Raw genomic sequence first — 24,096 nt, 5'->3', positions numbered from 1 at the left:
GAGACATGCACATGGAGCTTGATCGCAAAACAGCGTCGAAAGAACCGTTGCTGGATGATGATGAAGTAAAGCGATTGATAAAGCAGAGTCAAGCAGGTGATCATGAAGCACGCGACCGCCTTGTTCAGAAGAACATGCGTCTTGTTTGGTCGGTAGTTCAGCGCTTTATTAATCGAGGATACGAACCAGATGACCTCTTCCAGATTGGCTGTATCGGATTGCTTAAATCTGTTGATAAATTCGACCTTTCCTATGATGTTCGGTTCTCTACCTATGCCGTGCCGATGATCATCGGCGAGATTCAGCGCTTTATACGCGATGACGGTGCGGTTAAAGTCAGCCGCTCATTGAAGGAAACAGGTATTAAAGTTCGGAAAAAAAAGGACATGTTATCAAAACAATTAGGCAGAAATCCGACAATTGGAGAACTCGCCGAAGCGATGGAGCTGTCGCCTGAAGACATTGTTCTGTCTCAAGAAGCGATTCGCGCACCGTCGTCAATTCATGAAACTGTTTTTGAAAACGATGGCGATCCAATCACTATTCTGGATCAAATTTCGGACAATGACAGTGGGAAGTGGTTTGACAAACTGGTTGTTCGAGAGGCAGTGGAACAGCTGAATGATCGTGAAAAACTGATTGTGTATCTGCGTTATTTTAAGGATCAAACGCAAACAGAGGTTGCGCAACGGCTTGGTATTTCACAGGTACAAGTGTCGCGACTTGAAAAGAAAATTCTTGAAGAGATCAAAAGCCAGATGGCCGAGTAAACGGTCATCTGGCTTTTTTGTACAATGATAAGCGGAATTCACCATAAACGGTCAGGCAAACGCGGCAGTTCCTTCATTTGCAACAAGACATGGAGAAAACAAATTTTCTTACATTGCTTGTCATTAATTAATTTTTAAGGCTTCGTTAAAGGATAGTGTTTTTCATCTCCATCACCAATTCAATTAAGCCTGCATTTAAGCATAATTTCCCGAACTTGGCAAATACTAACCTTCAGCACAAATTTGGAGGGAGTATCTTCTTATGTTGAATGATCCCAAGAACTATAAAGAAAACGTCAAGGCCTATCAGCCTAAAATACCGTATTTTATGAATTGTTTAAAGGCCTTTTTGGTTGGCGGAATTATTTGCATAATCGGTCAAGGAATACAAACCTTTTATATGTATTTTTTCCACTTCTCAAAACAGACAGCAGGAAACCCGACAGTGGCGACACTCATACTAATAGCGGCGCTTATGACCGGATTCGGGGTTTACGACAAGATTGCAAGGTTCGCAGGTGCGGGAACGATTGTACCTGTTACCGGTTTTGCCAATTCAATTACAAGTAGTGCATTGGAGCATAAAAGTGAAGGCGTGGTACTTGGAATTGCAACGAATCTGTTTCAACTTGCAGGAGAAGTTATTGTATTCGGTGTTGTGTCAGCAGCGGTGCTTGGCATCATTCGGTTGTTCATTGAACATGCGTTCTAAGGAGGAGTGGTGAAGTGAGTAAGGTAAAAAAACAGACATGGAGATTTAATCATCCGATTTATTTAGCAGCTACAGGAACAGCTGTAGGTCCCTTAGAGGCAAGGGGACCATTATCAGGGAACTTTGATAAGGAGTACGAACATTTGGATTGCGGTGAAAAAACATGGGCAAAGTCGGAACGAGCGCTCATGCGACGAGCAATTTCTTTTTGCTTGGCGAAGGCCGGAAAAGCAGAAGGTGATATCGATTTGTTTTTAGCAGGTGATCTAATGGATCAAAGTGTGACGTCAAATTTTATAGCCCGCGAGAACCGAATTCCCTTTCTCGGTATGTTTGGAGCTTGCTCCACGTCAATGGAAACGTTAGCGACAAGCGCACAACTTGTCGATAGTGGCTTCGCAGATCATGTTTTGTGCGCGGTCAGCAGCCATAATGCAACTGCGGAGCGGCAATTTCGTTATCCCACAGAATATGGCGGCCCGACAAAATTGACACAAACCTTTACTGTAACTGGCGCAGGTGCAGCGATTGTTACCAAAGAACCTGGAAAAGTAAGGGTCCGAGAAGCGACAATAGGAAGAGTAATTGACTGGGGCATTGACGACGCGAGCAATCTTGGTACTGCAATGGCACCGGCTGCTGCAGATACTATTTGGAATCATTTTCAGGACACAGGTCGCAGCCCTGAGGATTATGACATGATCGTTACCGGTGATCTTTCCAGTGTCGGGTCTCCGATTCTTGATGAGATTCTTCTTGAAAAGGGTTTGGATATCACGAATGTTCATCAAGATTGCGGAACGATGGTTTATACATCGGATCAACCGGTAAATGCCGGGGGAAGTGGTTGTGCTTGCTCTGCCGTGGTTACCTATGGTTATTTGTGCAATCGGCTTGCTGAGGGATCACTGAGGCGCGTTCTTGTTGTTGCAACAGGTGCACTGCTCAATAGTTCGACCCCGAAAGAGAAAGAAACGATTCCATGCATTGCACATGCAGTCTTGCTTGAATCAGCAAAGGAGGAACAACTGTGATTTTTGTGTATGCATTTCTAGTCGGCGGTGCTATTTGTGTCGTCGGACAAATCTTAATGGATGTCTTCAAATTGACACCGGCTCACGTTGTCGCAACTTTTGTCGTTTTAGGCGCATTGCTCGATGTATTCGGTATTTATGACCATTTAATTGAATTTGCTGGTGCAGGAGCTACAGTACCCATTACCAGTTTCGGTCATTCACTGCTGCACGGCGCCATGTCGGAGGGTCATGAACATGGCTATCTCGGTATTGCAATGGGGATTTTCAAGCTGACTTCGGCTGGTATAACATCGGCGATTTTATTTGGTTTTTTGATCGCTTTGTTTTTTAAACCAAAGGGTTGATCAGCAAGCATTATGGAGGAGTCATAATTATGGAAAATCAAAAAGAACAGTTGCCAATTGATGAGAAAATTTCTGAAAATGCGGATACCATGCAGAAAACTCTTGATTTCGGACCACATAATTTTGATATTGGTTTAAGAGAAATCAGGTTGCTTGGTCGTGAATGCCGAATATATTATACAAACAGCTTAGTGGATTCCAGCATTCTCGTTGTGATGATGCGCGAATTTATGCGTTTCTCCAATGAAAACACAAAAAATGTTGATGTGTTTAAGGAAATCAAGCAGCATCTTGTCCACCAGCAGGTCGAAGAAATCAATACAATTAATGATGCTGTAGACAAAATGCTGACCGGACGAATAGTTGTGTTTATTGATGGTGAAACAAAAGCATTATGTATTGATTTGCGTCACTACCCCGGAAGGCAGCCGCAAGAGCCTGACGTGGAAAAGGTTGTACGCGGTTCTAAGGATGGATTCACAGAAAATATTATTGAAAATTCCGGCTTGATCAGAAGACGTATCAGGGATCCTCGTTTTCGTTGTGAACTAACACAAATCGGTGTGCGCTCAAAAACTGATGTGTGCCTTTGCTATTTGAAAGACGTGGCGAATCCAGGATTGATTAAAACGATTAGAAAAGAGTTAAAAGCTATAAACGTAGATGGTATACCGATGGCAGATAACGCGCTTGAAGAATTTATTTTAAAACAAGGATGGAATCCGTTTCCTCTTGTTCGTTATACCGGTCGCCCAGATGTGGCTGCTGTACATTTGCTTGAAGGTCATGTGGTGATCATTACCGATACATCACCAAGTGTTATGATTTTGCCGACGACGCTCTTTCACCATGTGCAGCATGCGGAAGAATATCGCCAAGTCACCGCTTCAGGCGCATTGCTTCGCTGGTTCCGTTTTATGGCGATTTTGGCGTCTGTTTTTCTTGTTCCATTATGGCTTCTGCTTGTTGAGGACCATTTGCTGCCTGATTTTCTCAATTTTATTGGTCCAAATAATAAGGACTTCAATGTCCCGTTACTGCTTCAAATCTTAATTGCTGAAGTGGGTATTGAAACATTGCGTCTAGCTGCCATTCATACACCAACCTCGTTATCCACAGCGCTTGGACTCATTGCAGCTGTGCTGGTTGGGCAAATTGCAATCGAAGCCGGAATTTTTGTCAATGAGGTCATTCTCTACACATGTGTGGCCGCAATAGGCGGATTTGCAACACCTAGTTATGAACTTCAATTAGCAAATAAAATGGTTCGAATCTTCTTAATCTTGTCTGTAGGACTATTTCACATACCAGGGTTTATGATCGCTACGACGCTGATCATCATTTATTTGTCGCATGTCATAAATTTGAATACGCCGTATCTTTGGCCGTTTATTCCATTCAATCCAACGGGGCTATATAATATTATGATTCGCCGTGCACTCCCAACATCGGTTGTGCGTCCGAGCATTGTGCGTCCTCTTGATAAATATCGCCAACCAGCTAAAGGCAAGACGAAGTAATCTTGTCTTCTCAAGTAAATCATGATACACTAGCACTAAAATTTTGAACGTATTCTTTTTTTGAAACAGCGCTGATGAGTTGAATGTGGCACGTTGCAGCGCAGTCATAAACTTATTGTTATAGTTAAAACTGATAGATGGGGAATCTTCAGGCTGATCGAGGATTTGTCTTTCGATGGGGGAGGTAATTCAGTGTTCGGAACACAGGCGATTAATGGCCGGGGACATTTATGCATAGGCGGTATCGATACGACCGTGCTTGCCAAAGAATACGGTACACCGCTCTATGTCTATGATACGGCATTGATTAAAAATAAGATAAATGAATTTAAGCAAGCATTTGCACGGCATGCCGGCTTAAGTTGGCAGATTGCCTATGCCAGCAAGGCATTTTCATCGATCGCTATGATTCAACTGATTGATGAACAGGGTCTTTCTTTGGATGTCGTATCTGGCGGAGAACTGTTTACTGCATTGAAGGCAGGCATGAATCCGAAGAGGATTCACTTTCATGGAAACAACAAATCGTATGCGGAACTAACTATGGCTTTAGACGCAAAAATCGGTGCCGTTATTGTAGATAATTTTTTTGAATTAGATCTTCTTGAAAAAATGTGCGCAGATCGCAATCAAGAGATGGATATCTTGCTCCGCGTTACGCCGGGCGTAGAGGCACATACACATGAATTCATCATGACGGGTCAGGACGACTCAAAATTTGGATTTAATTTGGATAATGGAATGGCAGAGCGAGCGGTGAAACAAGCACTTCAATCGCCGCATCTTAATCTGATAGGCATCCATTCTCATATAGGTTCTCAGATTTTTGAAACGGACGGATTTGCTGGTGCGATCAAAATAATGATGCAGCATGTTAGTGAATGGACGAAAAATTTTGCCTTCCAGCTTCAGGTACTCAATGTCGGCGGCGGGTTTGGTATCCATTATACGGATGGCGATCGTCCTCTGCCCATTGAGCGCTATATCGATACCATTGTGACTACCGCGGAGAAAGAATGCGCTGAACATAATTTATCAATGCCGTCGCTATGGGTTGAGCCCGGACGTTCGATTGTCGGTGAAGCAGGTACCACGCTGTATACAGTGGGTTCATCGAAAGACATTCCCGGTATACGCAAGTATTTGGCTGTTGACGGAGGCATGTCGGACAATATTAGGCCATCACTCTATCAAGCACAGTATCATGCAATCTGTGCAAATAAAGCCTCTGAAGCTGCTCAAAGCCAGGTTGCCCTCGCAGGGAAATGCTGCGAGTCCGGTGACGTTCTGATTAAGGAGGCATTTTTGCCGGAGTCATGTACAAGCGGCGATCTCATTGCCGTGTTTTCAACAGGGGCATATGGTTATTCCATGGCCAGTCATTATAATCGTATTTCAAATCCTGCAGTTGTATTCGTCGAAGACGGGGAAGCTTCGCTGGTTGTACGCCGAGAAACGTATGAGGACTTAATTCGTCAGGATATTGCACTCAAAGATTTATCGCGAAACAAGTGACTGCGAATAAAAGAATGGAATCAGTGGCGTATTACACGCCTTTTTCTTGCTTGTTCCATCGAATTGATGCACAGGTCTATTCTTTTGGTTATAATATAAAAAGTGAACAAAGTTCCTAAAGATTTTGTGAAGATTTCGTTATCTCATAGTTATGAGGGGTTCAAAATGCTGATTCGCTATAAGAAGAGTTATGAAAAGATAGCCATGGGTCTGCTGTCTTTTGTCCCGTCTGAGAAAGAGATAAAGCTGCTGCTGCAAACCATTAAACGTTATGAAGATGAAGAGAGCTGGCAGTTGTTCTTATGGAAAGATGATGAAGACATACTGGGCGTGATTGGAATTCAGATGATTTCCGACCAAGAAGCAGTTGTTGAGCATATTAGTGTCAATCCATCTTACCGTGCAGAAGGCGTTGGCAAGAAAATGATCCTGGCGCTGGGTAAAATGATTGGTGAACACGTTCAATTGACCCCTTCTCAGGCCATCAAGTCATATTTTGACAAATGCTTTGAAGAAGGTAATGAAAAGGAAACCAATTCATAAACTGGTTTCTTTTTTTTGCCTGCAGCACTAATGTTATAAGCTTGGCTTTTCACGAATGAATGATTATCTAGTGACAGACAACACAATCGTTTAACAAAGCCAAAGAAGAATTCACGGAATACATGTTCTGTGCTATGATTATGGCATTAAGTTTGGGATCAGGGGGATAAGGCTTGGAATACAAGGTGAAAATCGATGCTTTCGAAGGCCCTCTTGATTTGCTTCTGCATCTGATTAAAAAACTCGAAATTGATATCTATGATATACCAGTCGCTGAGATCACGGATCAGTATTTGGATTTTATTCATCATATGCAAAAACTTGAATTGAATATTGCCAGTGAGTACTTGCTGATGGCAGCAACATTAATTGCAATGAAGAGCAGGATGCTGCTGCCAAAGCCCGAGCTGTCAAATGATGAAGATGGTGATTCCTATGAGGATCCGGAAATGACACGTGAAACACTTATGCAGCAGCTTCTCGATTATCGTCGCTTTAAGGAAGCTGCGGAAACTTTAAAAGATAGTGAGAAGGAACGTCTGCAGCTGTTTGCTAAACCGCCGTCTGACCTTACTCGCTATGAGAATAATGATTTAACGACAATACCGCTGACGGGAAGAGCAACGGTGCATGATATGCTTCGTGCGTTTCGACGTTTAATGCTGAAGAAAAAGCTGGAGCAGCCGCTGAACACAAAAATTGACCGTCAGGTATTGCCGATTGGTCAGCAGATGAATTTGGTTTTGCAGAAATTAAAAGCATCGGATCACGGTTTATCCTTCCAATCCATTTTCTCTTATCCAGATCGGACGCACCTTATCGTTACTTTTCTTGCTCTGCTTGAACTGATGAAGATGAACGCCGTTACGTGCATGCAGAGTGAGAATTTCGATGATATATTGATTAATCTCGGAGAAGGAGCAGATGACTTTGAAGCCAGCGAAAATCCGTTCGATTATTGAGGGACTTCTTTATCTGACAGGAGAAGAAGGGTGTTTGATCGAACAAATAAATAAGGTACTTCCAGAATGCACCATTCAAGAAATAATGAATCACGTAGAACAAATGAAAAAAGATTATGAAGCAAATGAAGCAAGCGGATTGATGATCATAGATCAGCCGAATGGCTATCGTCTGACGACAAAACCATTTATGGCGAACTATACGGAATTATTTGCAGCCATACCGAAAACTGCACCGCTTTCTCAGGCAGCACTTGAAACGGTCGCAATTGTTGCATACAAACAACCGGTATCGCGCATAGATATCGAAGAAATACGCGGTGTTAAATCCGAACGGGCACTGCAGACGTTGGTAGTCAAAGGACTTATCAAAGAAGTTGGAAGGGCAGAGGGCAGTGGCCGTGCGATTCTTTATGGTATTACTCCAGTTTTTCTCGATTATTTCGGCCTGCATGATTTAAGTGAACTTCCGCCTCTTTCTGAAATGATGAAGCACCAGAATGAGCAGATTGACGCCTATGATTTATTCTATGATCATTATAAAGAAACGATTAAAGAATTGTAAAAAAGCCCGGATTTTTAACACCCATGTTCTCAACAGTCGGCTTATTTAGGGAGGTCGTCAATGATGTATGGACGCTTAAAAAACTATTGGCATCCATTTGTTGAAGAAAATCGCGGACAGATTATCGTTTTCGCCTTGTTTGCACCGGTACTTGTTGCTGTTCCTGCATTGACAGCAGTGACTATGATCCACGGAAGTTTTTTATCACTTCTTTTTCATTCTCTGCTTGAAGTTTTATTTCTTTCACTTTTTGCAGTTCTTCCATTGTTCCTGCTTTTGATTTCCACTGCTTGGCCACGGAGGACCACAGTCTTTTGGTGTGTCTTTTCAGGTGCATGTCTCATCCTATGGTTTATCATTTTCCAGGTTGTGAAGTTTTATAGTTGAACGAATAAAAATTCATATTCTGCTTGTCCCGGCATAACTTGTTACCAAGGGTGTCCAAAAAAATCCGGGAACAAGTGATTAATACAACAATCAATCTGGCCAGGCTCTCTTTGCCTGATCTTCCCGGTTCGTTTTGCCCCTTTAATATGAGTCCGATTTGGATCAGGACAGGGGATGAAAATTGTGGGGATCATGTTAAAGAGAGTTTTATTTTATCTTTTTTGTTTCATTTTTATTTTTGCCTTCTTCCCGCATCAATCAAAGGCTGCGGAACCCAAAGTATCCGCACAATCTGCTGTGCTTATGGACCAAACGTCTGGACGCGTTTTATTTAAGTACAACAGCAATGAGAAATTACCCATTGCCAGCATTACCAAGGTAATGACGGCAATTCTAGCCATTGAATCCGGCAAAATGAATAAGACCTTTACAGTGAGTCAAGAGGCGCTTCGTACAGAAGGATCGTCGATTTATTTGAAAGCCGGAGAGAAAATGAAGCTTAAAGATATGGTGTACGGGCTCATGCTTCGTTCAGGAAACGATGCATCACGTGCGATTGCTGAAGCAGTAGGCGGAAGCGAATCTGGTTTTGTTCTAATGATGAACGAAAAGGCACATGTTTTGGGCATGACTAATTCCCATTTTACCAATCCTAACGGCCTTGAAAATCCGGATCATTATTCAACCGCATATGACATGGCACTGCTCATGCGCTATGCAATGGACAATGCTCAATTTCGCAAGGTCGTCGGAACAAGAATTCATCGGGTTCCAGCTACAAATAAGGAAGTTGCTCGCGCATGGAAAAATAAAAATAAAATGCTTCGCTTGTATAAATATTCGACCGGGGGAAAAACAGGATTCACCAAAAAAGCGAGAAGAACACTGATTTCAACAGCGTCAAAGAATCATCTTAATTTAATTGCGGTCACCTTAAATGATGGTGATGATTGGCAGGATCATCAAGGTATGTTCGAGTGGGCCTTTGCACGCTACAAAGCAATTCAAGTCATAAAAAAAGGAAAACTGAACGCACATGTCCACACTTTTTATCAAAATAAACTCTATGTTCAGCGCTCTGTAACAGTACCTTTGACGAACAATGAAAAAAAACAATTAAAAAAGAATTTATTACTTATAAAGCCAAAGAAAGATAAACATTGGAAGCCTGCATCGCCTGCAGGACGATTGAATCTGTATGTGGAACAGAAGAAATTGGCTTCGCTGCCTGTCTATTATCATTCAAATTATAAGGAGAAGAAGGGATTTTGGTCGCGTTTTAGTGGCTTTCTTCATGCAATTGTCACTGGGGATGGGCGATGAGCCTATGATCAATATAATTTGGGTTGCCCTGTTTCTCATCGGTATGGGTTATGCTGCCGTTAATGGAACAATGGATGATGTTAATAAAGCATTGTTCACTTCAGCAAGCGATGCTGTGCAGATTTGTTTCGGCCTGATCAGTGTTTTGATTTTTTGGCTTGGATTAATGAAAATAGCAGAGAAATCAGGATTATTGGATAAGCTGAGTCATTTATTCAAGCCGGTGATGAAAAAGATTTTTCCTGAGGTACCCCCGGACCATCCTGCGATGGGCTACATCCTGTCAAATACCATTGCAAATATGTTTGGACTCGGAAATGCGGCGACACCAATGGGGATTAAAGCAATGGAGGAGCTCAAGCAGCTTAATAGAGGGAAGAAGACGCCAAGCCGATCCATGATCACGCTCCTTGCATTAAACACATCGGGATTGACATTAATTCCGACGACGGTGATTGCGATCCGTATGAAGTATGGGGCAGAAGTACCGACTGATATTGTTGGTCCGACTTTAATTGCTACGTGTTGCACAACTGCAGCCGCTCTCTGTATTGACCGCTATTTCTATCATCGGAGGAAGCGAAAGGGGAGAAAATGATGGGGCTAATCACAACGTTTTCAACCTGGCTTGTTCCTTGTCTGATCGCGATTGTTTTGCTCTATGGGACGTTTAAGAAAGTTCCCTCATATGATGCTTTTGTTGAAGGAGGGAAAGAAGGCTTCTCCCTAGCCATATCGGTGATGCCATTTTTGGTTGGAATGCTGGTGGCCATCAGTGTGTTTCGTGCTTCTGGTGCTATGGAAGCGTTGATCCATCTTATTGCGCCACTGCTTTCGGCTGTCGGAATGCCGCCGCAAGTCCTTCCGCTTGCCTTGATGCGCCCTCTATCAGGAACAGGTGCTCTAGGACTAATGGCTGATCTTATTCATACTTATGGTGCTGATTCCTTTATCGGACGTCTGGCTTCTGTGATGCAAGGGAGTACGGATACGACTTTTTATGTCGTTACGGTTTATTTTGGCGCAGTGGGTATTCATCAAATAGGAGATGCACTTAAAGTCGGGCTGCTGGCGGATCTTGTCGGTGTCATTTGTGCTGTATGGATCGTAACTTTAATGTTTGGCTGAGATTATGAATGAGTGAGTGCGTTGAACTCCGACGGCTCTTTTCTTTTGTCTTGAATGTGAATGGAAAGTGAATAAATGATGAAACTTGAGAAAACATTTTCTTCGCGTTATGATGTTTCTGAGGTGGAAGGATGGAACGATTACAAAAAGTTATTGCCCAAGCAGGTGTCGCATCGCGGCGCAAAGCGGAACAACTGATAGTAGAAGGTAAAGTGCAAGTCAATGGAGATACCATTACGGAACTTGGCACAAAGGTATCGGTAAACGATAAGGTGACCGTTAATGGTGTACCGCTTGACAAGGAACGACTTGTCTATTTTTTATTTTACAAACCGACCGGTGTGATCACGACCGTAAAGGATGACCGCAATCGGACCACGGTTGTTGATTTTTTTAAACAGGTGCCTGAACGTATTTTTCCAGTAGGCAGATTGGATTATGATACATCAGGGGCTCTTTTAATGACGAATGACGGTGAGCTCGCAAACAAATTAATGCACCCAAGTTTTGAATTTGATAAGACGTACATAGCTCATGTCAATCCAATCCCGACTAATGATCAATTACGTCAACTCGCTTCAGGAATTCGCCTGGAGGACGGCATGACCGCGAAGGCTCGCGTTCAGTTGCTTGCTTCCGATAAAGAGAACGGGACAGCCTCGGTTCAGCTCACGATACATGAGGGGAGAAACCGTCAAATTCGCCGCATGTTCTCTGCACTGCATCTTCATGTTCGCAAATTGAAGCGTGAACGTTACGGATTTCTTGGATTGACTGGATTGCATCCGGGTGAAAGCCGCGCATTAAAACCGCATGAAGTGAAAACATTAATGCATATAACGCGACATTCATAAATAATACTGTATTTTTTAAAGAAATTGTTTAAAATAAGACATAGGATTGACACAAATACAACATAGTTAGCTTTTGTATTTTAAAAAAATTTTTTGAAATATTTATCGGACAACGTATTGTGTTGTTTATCTAGAGGGGTTGCCTCATAAATACCATTTCTGAGGTTAGCGAGCGATAAAGAAAAGAGATAAGGATTTGGGTGGAAAAGGGAGGATCTGAATGGAAGAGAAGGAAGCGGCGATTCTGCTTGTTGATGATGAAGAGAGAATCCGTAAGCTTTTAAAAATGTATCTTGAACGTGAGAACTATGTAATTGATGAAGCGGGAGACGGAGAAACAGCGCTTCAAAAAGCATTGGACAAAGACTATGATCTAATTCTTCTTGATCTCATGCTGCCAGGAATGGATGGCGAAGAGGTGTGCGAGAAACTGCGCGAATATAAAGCCACACCGGTGATTATGCTGACCGCAAAAGGCGAAGAAGCAAATCGAGTTCAAGGGTTTGAAGTCGGTACAGATGATTACATTGTCAAACCGTTTAGTCCGCGAGAGGTTGTACTTCGAGTAAAGGCCTTATTGCGTCGCTCCTCAAAAACGAAATTTTTGGAGACGGAAACGACAGCGACAAACGTGATTGTATTTCCTCACCTAATGATTGATCATGACGCGCATCGTGTAAAGGTTGATCAACATGAAGTGAATTTGACACCTAAGGAATACGAGCTTCTCTATTACCTTGCACAAAATCCAGATAAAGTTTTTTCAAGAGAACAGTTGCTTAAGGACGTTTGGAATTACGAGTTCTTCGGTGATCTTAGAACTGTGGATACGCATGTGAAGCGATTGCGAGAAAAACTGAATAAGGTTTCTGAAAAAGCAGCAGAAATGATTATAACTGTATGGGGTGTCGGCTATAAAATTGAGGTCGATTCTGCAACATGATTTGGCGTAGTATTATCGGCAAACTTTGGGCAACCATCATAGCGATTGTTACAATCGTACTTCTGTTCTTGACTTTGTTTTTATTACAATTCTTTGAAAACAGTAATATTCAGCAAGCGGAACAGCAAATGGAAAAAATCGGTGTAAAGTCAGCGCATTTACTCGCAAGTCCATCGGGCCTCTCTGTTAATGAGACACTCAAATCAATAGATGATATTGCGGATGTATATAATGCGGGCTATGTACTGATTATGAATGATCAGGTGCGCAGCGGTCCTAAGGGGAGCTCCAACCCTGATTTGACGCGCAGTTTTTTTGAAAAGGATGCAGTATTGAAGGCTGCCCTCAATGGAAAGAAAACAGTGAGCAAAGTTGGTTCTTTTCAGGTACAAAAGGGGAATAAAAAGGTAAGCCGACGTTTGCTGATTGTCGGTGTCCCGATACAAAAAGATGCGAGCGTTCATGGAGCTGTATATATTATTCAGCCTGTTCAGATTGCGCAAAGCGCACTGGATCAATCAAGAAAGCTGATTTTTATTTGTGCCGGATTTTCTATCCTGCTGACTACATTTTTTGCCTTTTTTCTCTCAACACGAATCGGCTCTCCGTTGCGAAAGATGAGGAAAGCGGCACTGCAAGTTGCGCTCGGAAATTTTGATATCAATGTTCCCGTGATCACGCGTGATGAAGTCGGCGATCTGGCTGTTGCTTTTAATAATATGAGAAAAAAACTGAAAATGAATTTGAATGCACTGAATCAGGAAAAAGAGCAGCTTTCCGGAATTTTGCAGAACATGGCAGATGGTGTTCTCTTAATGAACATGAATGCCCAAATAGCTGCCAGTAACCCGCCAGCAGATCATTTTATTTATTCTTGGAACTATGAACACAACATAGATCCAAATGAAAGGAATACCCCGGATCTTTTAAAGGTACTATTTCTCGATGTAGCTGAAGACGGTGCACAAAAAGTACGAGAACTAGGCGTCCAGGGACGTGTTTGGGTAGTGATTATGAAGCCCCTCTATGATAAAGAAAAAATACGAGGTGCTGTGGCTGTACTGCGCGATATGACCGAGGAAAGACATAATGATCAAATGATTAAAAGTTTTGTAGCCAATGTGAGTCATGAATTGAGAACACCGATCGCGATGATGCAGGGTTACAGTGAAGCGATCATTGATGATATTGCTGAAAGTGCTCAAGAAAAAAAAGATATGGCACAAATCATACTGGATGAATCGAAGCGAATGGGCCGTTTGGTTAATGAGTTGCTCGATTTAGCTAAGCTTGAGACTGGGCACTTTCAACTTGTTCGCCGTGAAATCTCGCTTGATGAATTTTTTCAACATATTATTGTGAAATTCAACAAAATAGCAAAAGACACAGGGATTCAAATGAAATCCGAATTATCAGAAGTCAACGGTCAATCATTTTTATTGGATCCTGATCGTGTGGAGCAGGTTATGACGAATCTCATTGACAATGCGGTGCGGCACACAAGAAAAGGCGGCACGGTATGTGTTGCAGCGCGTATCGAGAATGATTTACTTTATGTCTTTGTTCGTGATTCCGGAGTAGGTATTGCCAAAGAAGATATCCCATTCGTTTTTGAGCGCTTTTATAAAGCAGATAAAGCGAGAACAAGAGGAAAGGCCGGCACTGGACTGGGTCTGGCCATCGCAAAGCATATTGTTGAGGCGCATGGCGGAGAAATAAGCGTTAACAGCATAAAGGGAGAAGGAACCACATTTCAATTTACGCTGAGACGTGATCATGTTTAATTAGTTGATCTTAAGCAATGGCATGCTCTAATAACAATCAATGATAAAAAGAGGGTTGAAGCAGTTTGTTTGCTTCAACCCTCTTTTTATATGCATGAACATTGATCAGATGGTTAAATGCCGACAGCATGATCGGGCTTTCCGTTAAATGGAGCATCTGATATGCGGATAGACTCCGTCGGGCAACCTTCATAAGCATCGACCAGATCTTCAAGTAATTCTTCAGGAACAGCTGTGTTCCCCTTGTTGTCATCAAGAAGTGCAAAGGCAATTCCTTCATCATCGTAATCATACAGATCAGGCGCAGTTGCCGCACATGCGCCGCAAGCAATACATGTTTCTTTATCTACAATTGTATATTTTTCAGCCATCATCATTTTCCTTTCCATAACAATTTCAACGATTTACTATATCACTTTCATTTTAATGAAGCAGCTGAATCTTTTCAATAGAATTCATCGATTGAATTAATGAACATTTGTCGAAACATGTCTTGGAAAAGGGTAAAATAAAAGGAAACAAAACATGACAGAAAAAGTACGAATTGGGGATGATGCCCTCATGTTCAGCGAAACACTTCTTCTATTCCTGATCAAGCAGTTTAACGGGGAAAGGACCCTATCAGGAATATACCATTTATTAAAAGGCAAAAAATCGTCTCAAAGCATACAGGACAGTTTTCTGTTTCGGGTGGAGCCGTTTTATCATCTATGTGATGATCTGGAACGTCAATCGTTTCAAAAATTAATCGAGCATCTGGGCGATCATGAGTGGATAAAATATGTGAACTCAGAACAGACGCGCGTCATCCTCACTGAAAAGGGAATGGATAAGCTAAGCATGTTCAAAATTGAACGTATGATTCCGGATGGGTTGAGGATAACAAATTACGTCACGACTGAAAAGCAATTCTGGCTAAGACTGCAATTGCTCATTCAAACGCTATCGGCACTTCGTTATCAACAGACCGCTTTCTTGCCAATTACGAAGTTTCCGGCAGTGACAGAGGCAGTTCGCCGCATAATAATGGAAAGTTCACTAAGCCGCAATCAATTAGTTCATCAATTTTATCAAGAAATTCGCCGATTATTGACGAGTATCCCCATCCTCGAAGCGAATATATTTGCATCTCAGTTTTCCGGATATCATATGACAGGACTTACTTTGAGACAAATTTCCGATGAATCCGGGAAGGATCTGTTTGAATGCCGAACCTTTTTTAAGGCGGCGCTCAGAAGAATCATGCAGGAACTATCAAAAAATAAATCACGCTACCCTTTTACTGCTTTATTAATGAGCCCTGGAGTGAGCGGACTTTCAACTACTGCCGGAGTGTCACTTCGTTTCTTGAAATCTGGATTGTCAGCACAGGAAGCGGCTCATCGTAGAAATTTGTCCATCGGAACAATTGAAGATCACTTAGTAGAAATTGCATTGAAAGATCCAACATTTGACTTGTCCGAATATCTTACCGATGAGCTGGAGCATCGCATAATGGATCATGCAAACCGTTTAAACACACGTCAACTTAAAACGATTAAAAAAGCTCTTCAAGAAGGTGTTTCCTATTTCCAAATCCGCCTGGCTCTTGCAAAAAATACGGTTCGATAAAGGAGAGGAACATAATGGGTAGCCTGAATAATTTACGTGAAGAAGACTTGCTGCGCGAAGCTAAGATAATTTTAAAAGAAAAATTCGGCTATCATCAGTTTCGCTCCGGGCAGCAAAAAATCATACAAGATGTTTTAAATGGCAGGGATGTATTTGCGATGATGCCGACGGGAAGCGGTAAATCGCTGTGTTATCAAATTCCCGGTTACTTACTTAATGGCACCGTATTGATTGTTTCACCGCTTTTGTCGTTAATGGAAGATCAGATTAACGCATTGCGCGCCGCAGGTGAAAGGCATGCCCGAGCATTGAACGGAATGATGCACGCACAAGAACGCATCCGCGTGCTTCGTCATTTGGAAGAGCTGCGTTTTCTCTATATTTCCCCGGAGATGCTTTGCCGTTCTGACATACGTGAAGCTTTGGCAAAAATAACTATTTCGCTTTTTGTCGTTGATGAAGCACATTGTGTATCTCAATGGGGACATGAATTCAGACCGGACTATCTGCAGCTTGCCCGTATCAGAGAACAGCTTGGACATCCAGCCTGCCTCGCCGTGACTGCAACAGCGGATGAACGTGTGCGAGAAGATATCATTCGATCTTTGGAGTTGCATGAGGTTGCTCAGACGATCATGAGCGTTGACAGGACGAATATTGCACTTGTTGTTCGGAACGTTTCCAATGACGATGAAAAAATGGAACAATTGTGCAAGCTGCTCCGTACCACACGTCTTCCGGGAATTGTTTATTGTGCAAGCCGCGACTGGACTGAGAGACTGGCTGAACTGGTACGACGACAACTCGGACTTCGTGCAGCTTTTTATCATGGTGGAATGGAGTCAATAGATCGGAGAAAAATACAAAACCAATTTTTGGATAATCAATTAGATCTGCTTTGCTGTACCAATGCATTTGGTATGGGAATTAACAAACCAGACATTCGACTGGTCGTCCATTTTCATTTTCCGGCAACAATGAATGCATACCTTCAGGAAATCGGCCGTGCTTCGCGTGACGGACAGCAAGGTCTTGCCGTTCTTTATTATTCACCGCAAGATAATCAATATCCGGAAGGCTTTATAGACAGCAATTTTCCCGAGGATGCCTTTTTGCTCCATACGTTACATGAGTTAGATGAAGGAGTCCTCACAATAAAAAACAAAGATCAATTTTTGAACGATTTACAGGAGCGAGGATCAAGCGAAACCGCAGCTCGGTTCATTTATGAACGGATACGGGAAAAGCCTGCCTATCAATCCTTTCACTCGATTTTTAAACGAAGCAAGTCGATGATCGAGCAGCGCCGACGGGTATTATTGAACGATCTCTCTATCATGAAAAATTATTTAACGGCTACAGAATGCAGAAGAGCCTATTATTTAAAGGTTTATCATGAAGATTCACATGAGAAGCCCGTTTATTGCTGCGATCAATGCGGGATCAATCTTGCCGATTTTGATTCGGTGAACTTTGAAGATACAGTGATTAATCGAAAGCAGTTGATGAGTTGGGAAGAAAGGCTGTCCTATATTTTTAAAGAAAGCGAAAGGTCGAAACAATGAGCCGAACTGATCTTCATTTATCCGATTCTGAGATGCGTCGAGCTCTTTATTTCTCTCAAGGCCTGCTTTTGCTGCTTTCAATGACACTTATTAAACTGTTCAACTTGTCATTTCCTCTCGCGACTTGGTACAAAGTCAACGGGTTAGAACTTATGATCGGTTTTAGTTTCGGAGTGGGTATGGTTTCCATCCAAGCTATTGCCGAGCATGTCTTGCCAAATGCATGGTTTGATGACAAAGGAATAAATGAGCATCTGTTACGCGCATTTCCTCTGTCAGCGCTTGTACTCATTATGGCTGCTGTTTCGTTAATTGAAGAGACTCTATTCAGAGGTATTCTTCAGCACTTACTAGGATATGTTGCTGCCAGTCTTATTTTTGTCTTTTTACATATTCGTTATGTGACGAAGCCGGCGCTTTTAGGAATAACCCTTGTTCTAAGTTTTGGTCTCGGTTTTCTATTCGTTCAAACGGGTAGTTTGCTGACACCAATCACAGCACATTTCACAATTAATACGTTGCCTATTGCGCTTAATTATTTGAAAAAGGGTCGTCTATGATGTGCTTGATTAACGATTTGTAACCTGTGATTGTCCTAATTTCATGGTCACACTCATAGTTATGAATGTGAGAGAGGTGAAGGACATGTCGCTTCAAGAGTATCACGATAACGGTCGGATTTCTGGAATTACGTTAACTATTTTAACAGAGCTCATTAAAAGAAAAAAAGAAAAAGACAAATGGAAGCATAGAGAAGCAATCTTTGGTCTTTGTCTTACCTTATTTGCAGGTATTGGAATCGGCTATACTTTTTTCATTCATCCCGGTATGCTCGAATCAATGCGCGATTTACGTATGTTGATCAGCCGTCCGGCGAGCTGGATTTTCTTGATGATTTGCGCTGTGTTTCTGTTATTCTTTACTTATTGTCATGGTGAGCGCGAAGATGCTGAGGATGATTATGACGATTTACGGGAAGAGATCATTGATCGCACGGAAGAACTATGGATGAATGATCAGCCGGATCAGCTTGGAAATACGGCCCGTTACGGAATTCTTCGACATTTGAAGAAGGAATTTGATATCAATTTATTTTATAAATAATTACAAAAACGACCGCTTCTATTAGGCATGAGAAGCAGCCGTTAAATTGCCTGTTTTTATTCGTTAAAATACTCTTTTTTTTGATTGTTCCTCTTTTAGTAATTCAACTGCTTCACGAAATCTCTGTGAGTGAACGATTTCACGTTCGCGTAAAAAGCCTAAAGAATCATTAATTTGGGGGTCATCGGAGACATTAATGATCCATTGATAACTGGAACGCGCCTTTTCCTCTGCTGCAATGTCTTCATAAAGATCAGCGATTGGATCTCCTTTTGATTGGATGCCCATGTTAAAGTTTTGCCCGGCAGCATTATGATAATAGATTGATTTACCATGATCAACATAATGTTCACCTAAACCGGCTTCCTTTAACTGTTCAGGTGTCGCATCTTTAGTTAGTTTATACACCATAGTGGCGATCATTTCCAAATGGGCAAATTCCTCGGTTCCGATGTCATTGAGTAAGCCCATAACGCGGCTAGGTATTGTGTATCTCTGATTTAAATAGCGAAGGGCAGCGGCCAGTTCGCCGTCAGCGCCGCCGTATTGTTCAATCAGAAATTTTGCCATTCTTGGATTACAGATGCCGACACGCACCGGATACTGCAATTTTTTTTCGTAATACCACACAAATATCGGCCTCCTCGGTCATCGTTTATACTTGCCATGGCCAGGGTGTATCCTTCCATTGCCATGGATAAGCGGATAGACTGTGCCCAAATTGTCTTAATGGGCCGTACCGTGCTTCAAATCCGTCACGAAGTTCGGCACTTTTCTTAGCGGTTGAATTGAACTGCTTAAGTGCTTCAAGGTCATTAGGATGAGTGTCTAAATAAAGAGTCAGTTCAACAAGAGTAAAATCAACAGCTTGGAGTGCCTTCAGATCCGAGTAATAGCTGTCCGGTACTTGTATCGGTTCATCCATCTGTGTTCAGCTCCTCTCTTTTTGAGAGATATGGATTGGTATATGGTGTAAATAATCCCGGCCATAATGTGCCGTGTGTCAATGCTTCAAATGGTGAAAACTGCTCCATGCCCCGCGGCTGAAAACCTAGATAGAGCTGCACGGGTGTCTCATAAGAAATGGGTCCGAGCGGTGGACATGGATCATTTGGACTGACGTATGGAGTGTACCATTTTCTGGATGTAGACAAATCAGCGCCTCCCTTCTTGAAATCATTTTTCTATTCATCATTTCTTTATATGCTATCCCAGCTCGTACATAGACCCAATGATTTCATCGATTTTTTTAAACGAGAACGTATAAGCACACGTTCGTTCGAATCTTTTAACATTGGCACTATTCATATGCCTTATGATACGGAGTGATTTCCAATGACTGTTGATTTATTGGCTGTGGCAATAATCCTTTTTGTGATTTTAATTACTTACATGTTTTGTGAGGCGCATATGAATCGATTAATCTCCATCAATCTTGAGATTGATGATTTGCCCGAACCTTTTATTGGTGAGAAGTTATTTTTTATCTCGGATATTCATCGGCGCACGATTTCAAAAAAGTGGCTGGAGTCGTTTAAGGATTCCCCAGACTACATTCTTATTGGAGGAGACCTGACGGAAAAAGGAGTGCCTCTTTCGAGAGTGCGCACAAATATTCAATTGCTGTTGAATCTCGGCCCTGTTTTTTTCATTTGGGGAAATCATGATTGGGATTCCGGATATGATCGTTTAAAAAAACTGCTTGATGAAAGCGGCGTTTCGATTTTAAATAACACGACATATACTGTAACTAAAAGTGGTGCAGCACTCAATTTTTCGGGATTAAATGATTTGCTGCATCACCACGCAAATTTAAATAAAACACTTGCAGCGAGAAAAAGCGGAGTGCCGACGATTCTTTTCAGTCATAATCCAGATATTAAGAAAGCGCTGACACCACAGATGGGCATTGCTTACTGCATTTCAGGACATACGCACAGCGGACAAATTAACTTATTCGGATTTACTTTAAAAGAGAAGGCAGGGGTAAAAGAACTGCCGTTTGGAACACTAATAATCAGTAGCGGTTACGGGACCACTAAACTGCCTTTGCGTTTAGGTGCAAAGCCTGATGCATTAATGCTTACTTTCAAGCAGAGATGAATTGGAAATGTGTAAAAGCATGTACAATTATGTCTTTGCGTTGTATACTACACTCAAGTCTCTCGTTCGACTATTGGTCGGCGAATTTGTTCTTGTCTCTCGTCGTTTGGATGCATGTCCAGGCAAGAGACACCGAAATTCGTCAAGATCATATAACTATAGTATAAGTTTGCGACACTACACTAAAGAGATTAGGCTGGACGGCAAGGAGGACATTTGCGATGCGACTGGAACGTTTAAATGGCGACAGGATTAAAATATTCCTGACTTTTGACGATCTCAAAGAACGAGGCATTACAAAAGAAGATATGTGGCACGACTTGCCGAGAGTCGAGAAATTATTTCGGGATATGATGCTTGAGGCGGATGACGAATTGGGTTTCGAAGCATCCGGTCCCATCGACGTTGAAGTATTCTCCCTCCCGGCGCAAGGAATGGTTGTCATTGTGTCAAGAGGAAGAAAAGATCGTGATGATGAATCCGACGATGACTTTGAAGATGACGAAGATTTCATTCAAATGCAGGTGACATTGGATGAAAGTCAGGACGTACTTTACCAGTTTGAGCAATTTGATGATGTGATTTCACTATCGAAAACACTTCATGATTTAGGAATTCGAACAGGAAGCCTATTTCTATTTGAAAACAAATATTATATACATTTTAATGAACAGCATTTATCGGACGCATTCGATATCGAAACGCTTGTCGCTATCCTTGCGGAGTATGGAAATACATCAACCATTACCATTTACAGACTTGAGGAATATGGTAAATGTCTGATAAAAGATATTGCTGTATCCGAGTTATATCGCTATTTTATTAAAGCTCCGCATTCTTGATCACGCGGAGTTTTTCATTGCTTTTACTTTGTCATCGTTATGGAGAAGACGGGATGACTGGTTTATTAAACTTTATGCACCCGCACGCCGCTTGATGAATCAATTGTTGCGTCAAAGGAAAGAAGACAGAGACAATGGTGTGCAGAAAATAAGAAAGGAAGATTTTGGTGTCGGTTGATCAACGGGATCTTTTAACGAAGCACAAACGCGTCTTAGCATCGGCTCAAGCGATGATTAAAGAATCGCTTGCTGAACTTGGCTATTCGCAGGATGTATTTGAACTATTGAAAGAGCCGCAGCAAATCCTTGCTGTCCGGATACCTGTTAAAATGGATAACGGACAAGTTCGCGTTTTTTCAGGTTACAGGGTTCAACACAGCTTTTCAATTGGCCCCACCAAAGGCGGTGTCTTATTTCATCCTGAGGTTTCGGAGCCTTTAATGAAAGGCCTATCTTTGATGAACAGCCTTAAAAACGGTTTACTCAACATTCCTTTTGGCGGTGCAAAAGGCGGTGTCATCTGCGAACCGAGGGAACTGTCTTTTCATGAGCTTGAACTTCTAAGTAGAGGATACATACAAGCAATTCGTTCAGTTATCGGCCCTTATCAAGATATACCTGCGCCAGATATTTTTACCAATTCCCAAGTGATGGCCTGGATGATGGATGAGTACAGTAAATTATGCCCGGATCAGTCTGCCGGATTTATAACCGGTAAACCAATTGTTCTGGGAGGCTTGAAGAGCCGTGAACATTCGGCTGGTCGCGGTATCGTTTTATTCATTTCTGAAGCAGCGAAAAAGAAAGGCATTGATTTGCAGCATTCGACCGCGATTGTGCAAGGATTCGGGTCACTCGGAAGCTATGTTGCTAAATCGCTGGCCGACTCGGGAGTCACTATTACCGGACTTTCAGATGCCTATGGAGCGGTTTATCGTTCATCGGGATTAGACATGAATACATTGATTGAATGTCGGGACAGTTTCGGAACCATTACAAAACTTTATAAGCACACCTTGACAAGTCAGCAACTTGTTGAGAAGCCTTGTGATATTATGGTGCTTGCTGCGGTTGCAAATCAAATTACAGATAATAATGTTCTTAAAATCAAGAGTAAACTTGTGGTTGAGGCAGCGGATGGAGCAGTGACCGATGAGGCAGCCAATTGGATGACACAGAATGGAATCCTTTTTATCCCTGAAATTTTGACAAGCTCAGGTGATATGACCTCTTCTTATATTGAATGGGCTCAGAACAGACAAGGATTGATCTGGAGCAAAGAAGAGGGAGAACGTCGGGTTCGGCAAATTTTAGCTGATGCTTTTACTCGCGTACATAATATAGCTGAGGAACGCGGTATTTCATTGAAGGCAGCGTCTTGTTTTGCTGGGGTTTACACACTTGCAGAGTCTGCACGTGTGCGCGGTTGGATTTAAATGAATGGATGAGAAAGAAATAATGATAGCTTTAAACGGTTATGGTGTATCCATAATCGTTTTTTTTGTGCTGTTCCTCAATGCATAAAACCATCTTTTCTTGGAAACATAAAGCTGATTTCAGAGTTTCAAGGAAATCATATGAACTATTGAGTGGCTCTATGTACACTCCGGGGAGGATTAAGTCATTGAGAAAACGACTGATTCGAGGCATATGTGCTGCTATTCTTGCATCGCTCCTGTTGTCTCATACTTTTGAAGCCGATGCATTCTCAAATCGAGTCATTATGCGCGGTGATACGGGAGAAGATGTCGTCGAACTTCAGGCGCGTCTTCAGTACATTAGCTTCTATAAGGGAAAAATTGACGGTTCATTTGGCTATGGAACCTATTGGGCATTGCGTAATTTTCAGTCCCAATTTGGTTTGACCGTTGACGGTATGGTGGGAAGCACGACCAAGCAAAAATTAATAAAAGCTTCTCAATATGACCAAGCCTTTGTCAATCGCAACATAAGAGAAGGAAATGAATTCACTTATTATGGAGGAGTCCCGCTTAATCAGCAAGTGAAGAAGAGAAATACTCAGTCATCGGGTGGCAATTCAGGCAATGCGAACAATCAGTCCGGAGGTGGGAATACACCGCAGCAAGGCGGCAACTACACAATGGATAACTTGCCTCAAGGTTACTCTAAATCAGATGTGAATCTGATGGCAAATGCGGTTTATGGAGAATCACGTGGTGAGCCATATATAGGCCAAGTTGCTGTTTCTGCGGTGATTATCAACCGAGTGGCAGACCCACGCTTTCCCAATAATATATCCGATGTCATTTTTCAGCCGGGTGCATTTACAGCGGTCTCCGACGGACAAATATGGCTGACACCGAATGAGTCGGCTAAGAAAGCAGTAATGGATGCAATTAACGGGTGGGATCCTTCGAATGGGGCTCTCTACTATTTTAATCCGGACACAGCAACATCTGCGTGGATCTGGACTAGACCTCAGATTGGGAAAATTGGCAAACACATTTTTTGTAAATAGGGGGG

28 protein-coding genes are annotated in these 24,096 nt (G+C 42.2%); 24 read left to right on the top strand and 4 right to left on the bottom strand.

Annotated features, from left to right (window positions below; translation table 11 throughout):
• Positions 1 to 11: 11 nt before the first annotated feature.
• From sigF to AC6F33_RS09365, 16 genes are all read left to right on the top strand, one after another.
• The gene (gene sigF / locus AC6F33_RS09440; RefSeq protein ID WP_255748033.1) at positions 12 to 770 is read left to right on the top strand and encodes an RNA polymerase sporulation sigma factor SigF; all 759 of its coding nucleotides are present in this window, start codon (positions 12 to 14) and stop codon (positions 768 to 770) included.
• Positions 771 to 1,032: 262 nt separating this feature from the next.
• Positions 1,033 to 1,482 (top strand): stage V sporulation protein AC, encoded by a 450-nt coding sequence (spoVAC, locus tag AC6F33_RS09435; RefSeq protein WP_255748034.1) that lies wholly within the window; start codon positions 1,033 to 1,035, stop codon positions 1,480 to 1,482.
• A gap of 14 nt (positions 1,483 to 1,496) precedes the next feature.
• On the top strand, positions 1,497 to 2,516 hold the full coding sequence (gene spoVAD / locus AC6F33_RS09430; protein ID WP_255748036.1) for a stage V sporulation protein AD: 1,020 nt from the start codon (positions 1,497 to 1,499) through the stop codon (positions 2,514 to 2,516).
• On the top strand, positions 2,513 to 2,863 hold the full coding sequence (gene spoVAE, locus AC6F33_RS09425; protein ID WP_255748038.1) for a stage V sporulation protein AE: 351 nt from the start codon (positions 2,513 to 2,515) through the stop codon (positions 2,861 to 2,863). The genes spoVAD and spoVAE overlap by 4 nt, the downstream gene beginning before the upstream one ends.
• Positions 2,864 to 2,892: 29 nt before the next feature.
• Positions 2,893 to 4,383, top strand: a complete 1,491-nt coding sequence (locus tag AC6F33_RS09420; protein WP_500777024.1) for a spore germination protein — start codon at positions 2,893 to 2,895, stop codon at positions 4,381 to 4,383.
• Between the two features lie 192 nt (positions 4,384 to 4,575).
• Positions 4,576 to 5,898 carry a diaminopimelate decarboxylase gene (gene lysA, locus AC6F33_RS09415; protein ID WP_255748040.1) on the top strand — a complete coding sequence of 441 codons (1,323 nt, stop codon included), beginning with the start codon at positions 4,576 to 4,578 and terminating at the stop codon, positions 5,896 to 5,898.
• A 165-nt stretch (positions 5,899 to 6,063) separates the two neighbouring features.
• Positions 6,064 to 6,441 (top strand): GNAT family N-acetyltransferase, encoded by a 378-nt coding sequence (locus AC6F33_RS09410; RefSeq protein ID WP_255748042.1) that lies wholly within the window; start codon positions 6,064 to 6,066, stop codon positions 6,439 to 6,441.
• Positions 6,442 to 6,614: 173 nt separating this feature from the next.
• Complete coding sequence (locus AC6F33_RS09405) at positions 6,615 to 7,403, top strand: segregation/condensation protein A (protein WP_255748044.1); 789 nt, start codon at positions 6,615 to 6,617, stop codon at positions 7,401 to 7,403.
• The gene (scpB, locus tag AC6F33_RS09400; protein ID WP_255748046.1) at positions 7,366 to 7,968 is read left to right on the top strand and encodes an SMC-Scp complex subunit ScpB; all 603 of its coding nucleotides are present in this window, start codon (positions 7,366 to 7,368) and stop codon (positions 7,966 to 7,968) included. Before AC6F33_RS09405 ends, scpB begins: the two co-directional genes overlap by 38 nt.
• 60 nt (positions 7,969 to 8,028) lie before the next feature.
• Positions 8,029 to 8,355, top strand: a complete 327-nt coding sequence (locus AC6F33_RS09395; protein ID WP_500777023.1) for a hypothetical protein — start codon at positions 8,029 to 8,031, stop codon at positions 8,353 to 8,355.
• A 192-nt stretch (positions 8,356 to 8,547) separates the two neighbouring features.
• A complete protein-coding gene (locus AC6F33_RS09390; protein WP_255748182.1) occupies positions 8,548 to 9,678 on the top strand; it encodes a D-alanyl-D-alanine carboxypeptidase family protein in 1,131 nt (376 codons plus the stop codon).
• A gap of 4 nt (positions 9,679 to 9,682) precedes the next feature.
• Complete coding sequence (locus tag AC6F33_RS09385; RefSeq protein WP_255748050.1) at positions 9,683 to 10,276, top strand: nucleoside recognition domain-containing protein; 594 nt, start codon at positions 9,683 to 9,685, stop codon at positions 10,274 to 10,276.
• Positions 10,276 to 10,806 (top strand): spore maturation protein, encoded by a 531-nt coding sequence (locus tag AC6F33_RS09380; RefSeq protein ID WP_255748051.1) that lies wholly within the window; start codon positions 10,276 to 10,278, stop codon positions 10,804 to 10,806. The genes AC6F33_RS09385 and AC6F33_RS09380 overlap by 1 nt, the downstream gene beginning before the upstream one ends.
• 131 nt (positions 10,807 to 10,937) lie before the next feature.
• Positions 10,938 to 11,660 (top strand): pseudouridine synthase, encoded by a 723-nt coding sequence (locus tag AC6F33_RS09375; protein WP_255748052.1) that lies wholly within the window; start codon positions 10,938 to 10,940, stop codon positions 11,658 to 11,660.
• 220 nt (positions 11,661 to 11,880) lie between these two features.
• The gene (locus AC6F33_RS09370) at positions 11,881 to 12,603 is read left to right on the top strand and encodes a response regulator transcription factor (RefSeq protein ID WP_255748053.1); all 723 of its coding nucleotides are present in this window, start codon (positions 11,881 to 11,883) and stop codon (positions 12,601 to 12,603) included.
• On the top strand, positions 12,600 to 14,387 hold the full coding sequence (locus tag AC6F33_RS09365; RefSeq protein ID WP_255748054.1) for an ATP-binding protein: 1,788 nt from the start codon (positions 12,600 to 12,602) through the stop codon (positions 14,385 to 14,387). The genes AC6F33_RS09370 and AC6F33_RS09365 overlap by 4 nt, the downstream gene beginning before the upstream one ends.
• 113 nt (positions 14,388 to 14,500) lie before the next feature.
• Here AC6F33_RS09365 and AC6F33_RS09360 read toward each other — a convergent pair whose 3' ends face one another.
• A complete protein-coding gene (locus AC6F33_RS09360) occupies positions 14,501 to 14,758 on the bottom strand; it encodes a ferredoxin (RefSeq protein ID WP_255748055.1) in 258 nt (85 codons plus the stop codon).
• Positions 14,759 to 14,912: 154 nt separating this feature from the next.
• Between AC6F33_RS09360 and AC6F33_RS09355 the strand changes: the two genes are divergently transcribed.
• The 4 genes from AC6F33_RS09355 (at position 14,913) to AC6F33_RS09340 (ending at position 18,667) form a co-directional block, all read left to right on the top strand.
• Complete coding sequence (locus AC6F33_RS09355) at positions 14,913 to 15,998, top strand: YpbB family protein (RefSeq protein ID WP_255748056.1); 1,086 nt, start codon at positions 14,913 to 14,915, stop codon at positions 15,996 to 15,998.
• Between the two features lie 14 nt (positions 15,999 to 16,012).
• Positions 16,013 to 17,563 carry a RecQ family ATP-dependent DNA helicase gene (locus AC6F33_RS09350; protein ID WP_255748057.1) on the top strand — a complete coding sequence of 517 codons (1,551 nt, stop codon included), beginning with the start codon at positions 16,013 to 16,015 and terminating at the stop codon, positions 17,561 to 17,563.
• Entirely contained in the window at positions 17,560 to 18,123 is a 564-nt protein-coding gene (locus AC6F33_RS09345) for a CPBP family intramembrane glutamic endopeptidase (protein ID WP_255748058.1), read from the top strand. The genes AC6F33_RS09350 and AC6F33_RS09345 overlap by 4 nt, the downstream gene beginning before the upstream one ends.
• Before the next feature lie 85 nt (positions 18,124 to 18,208).
• The gene (locus AC6F33_RS09340) at positions 18,209 to 18,667 is read left to right on the top strand and encodes a DUF2663 family protein (protein WP_255748059.1); all 459 of its coding nucleotides are present in this window, start codon (positions 18,209 to 18,211) and stop codon (positions 18,665 to 18,667) included.
• A 63-nt stretch (positions 18,668 to 18,730) separates the two neighbouring features.
• On the opposite strand, the gene AC6F33_RS09335 is transcribed toward AC6F33_RS09340, so the two are convergent.
• The 3 genes from AC6F33_RS09335 to AC6F33_RS09325 are packed head-to-tail and all read right to left on the bottom strand — an operon-like array spanning position 18,731 to position 19,821.
• Positions 18,731 to 19,297 carry a manganese catalase family protein gene (locus AC6F33_RS09335; RefSeq protein WP_255748061.1) on the bottom strand — a complete coding sequence of 189 codons (567 nt, stop codon included), beginning with the start codon at positions 19,295 to 19,297 and terminating at the stop codon, positions 18,731 to 18,733.
• Between the two features lie 25 nt (positions 19,298 to 19,322).
• Positions 19,323 to 19,592 (bottom strand): spore coat protein CotJB, encoded by a 270-nt coding sequence (locus AC6F33_RS09330; protein WP_255748062.1) that lies wholly within the window; start codon positions 19,590 to 19,592, stop codon positions 19,323 to 19,325.
• Positions 19,585 to 19,821, bottom strand: coding sequence for a spore coat associated protein CotJA (locus AC6F33_RS09325; protein ID WP_255748064.1), 237 nt, complete (start codon positions 19,819 to 19,821; stop codon positions 19,585 to 19,587). The genes AC6F33_RS09330 and AC6F33_RS09325 overlap by 8 nt, the downstream gene beginning before the upstream one ends.
• Positions 19,822 to 20,002: 181 nt before the next feature.
• Between AC6F33_RS09325 and AC6F33_RS09320 the strand changes: the two genes are divergently transcribed.
• The 4 genes from AC6F33_RS09320 (at position 20,003) to sleB (ending at position 24,091) form a co-directional block, all read left to right on the top strand.
• A complete protein-coding gene (locus AC6F33_RS09320; RefSeq protein WP_255748065.1) occupies positions 20,003 to 20,770 on the top strand; it encodes a metallophosphoesterase in 768 nt (255 codons plus the stop codon).
• Between the two features lie 221 nt (positions 20,771 to 20,991).
• Positions 20,992 to 21,612, top strand: a complete 621-nt coding sequence (locus tag AC6F33_RS09315) for a genetic competence negative regulator (protein ID WP_255748067.1) — start codon at positions 20,992 to 20,994, stop codon at positions 21,610 to 21,612.
• Positions 21,613 to 21,842: 230 nt separating this feature from the next.
• Positions 21,843 to 23,048, top strand: a complete 1,206-nt coding sequence (locus AC6F33_RS09310; protein ID WP_255748184.1) for a Glu/Leu/Phe/Val family dehydrogenase — start codon at positions 21,843 to 21,845, stop codon at positions 23,046 to 23,048.
• A 188-nt stretch (positions 23,049 to 23,236) separates the two neighbouring features.
• Positions 23,237 to 24,091, top strand: coding sequence for a spore cortex-lytic enzyme (gene sleB, locus AC6F33_RS09305; RefSeq protein ID WP_500777022.1), 855 nt, complete (start codon positions 23,237 to 23,239; stop codon positions 24,089 to 24,091).
• Positions 24,092 to 24,096 lie beyond the last annotated feature (5 nt).

Source organism: Sporolactobacillus sp. BBK16-2 (genome assembly GCF_059878335.1).
This window is presented reverse-complemented; position numbering and strand designations above follow the sequence as displayed.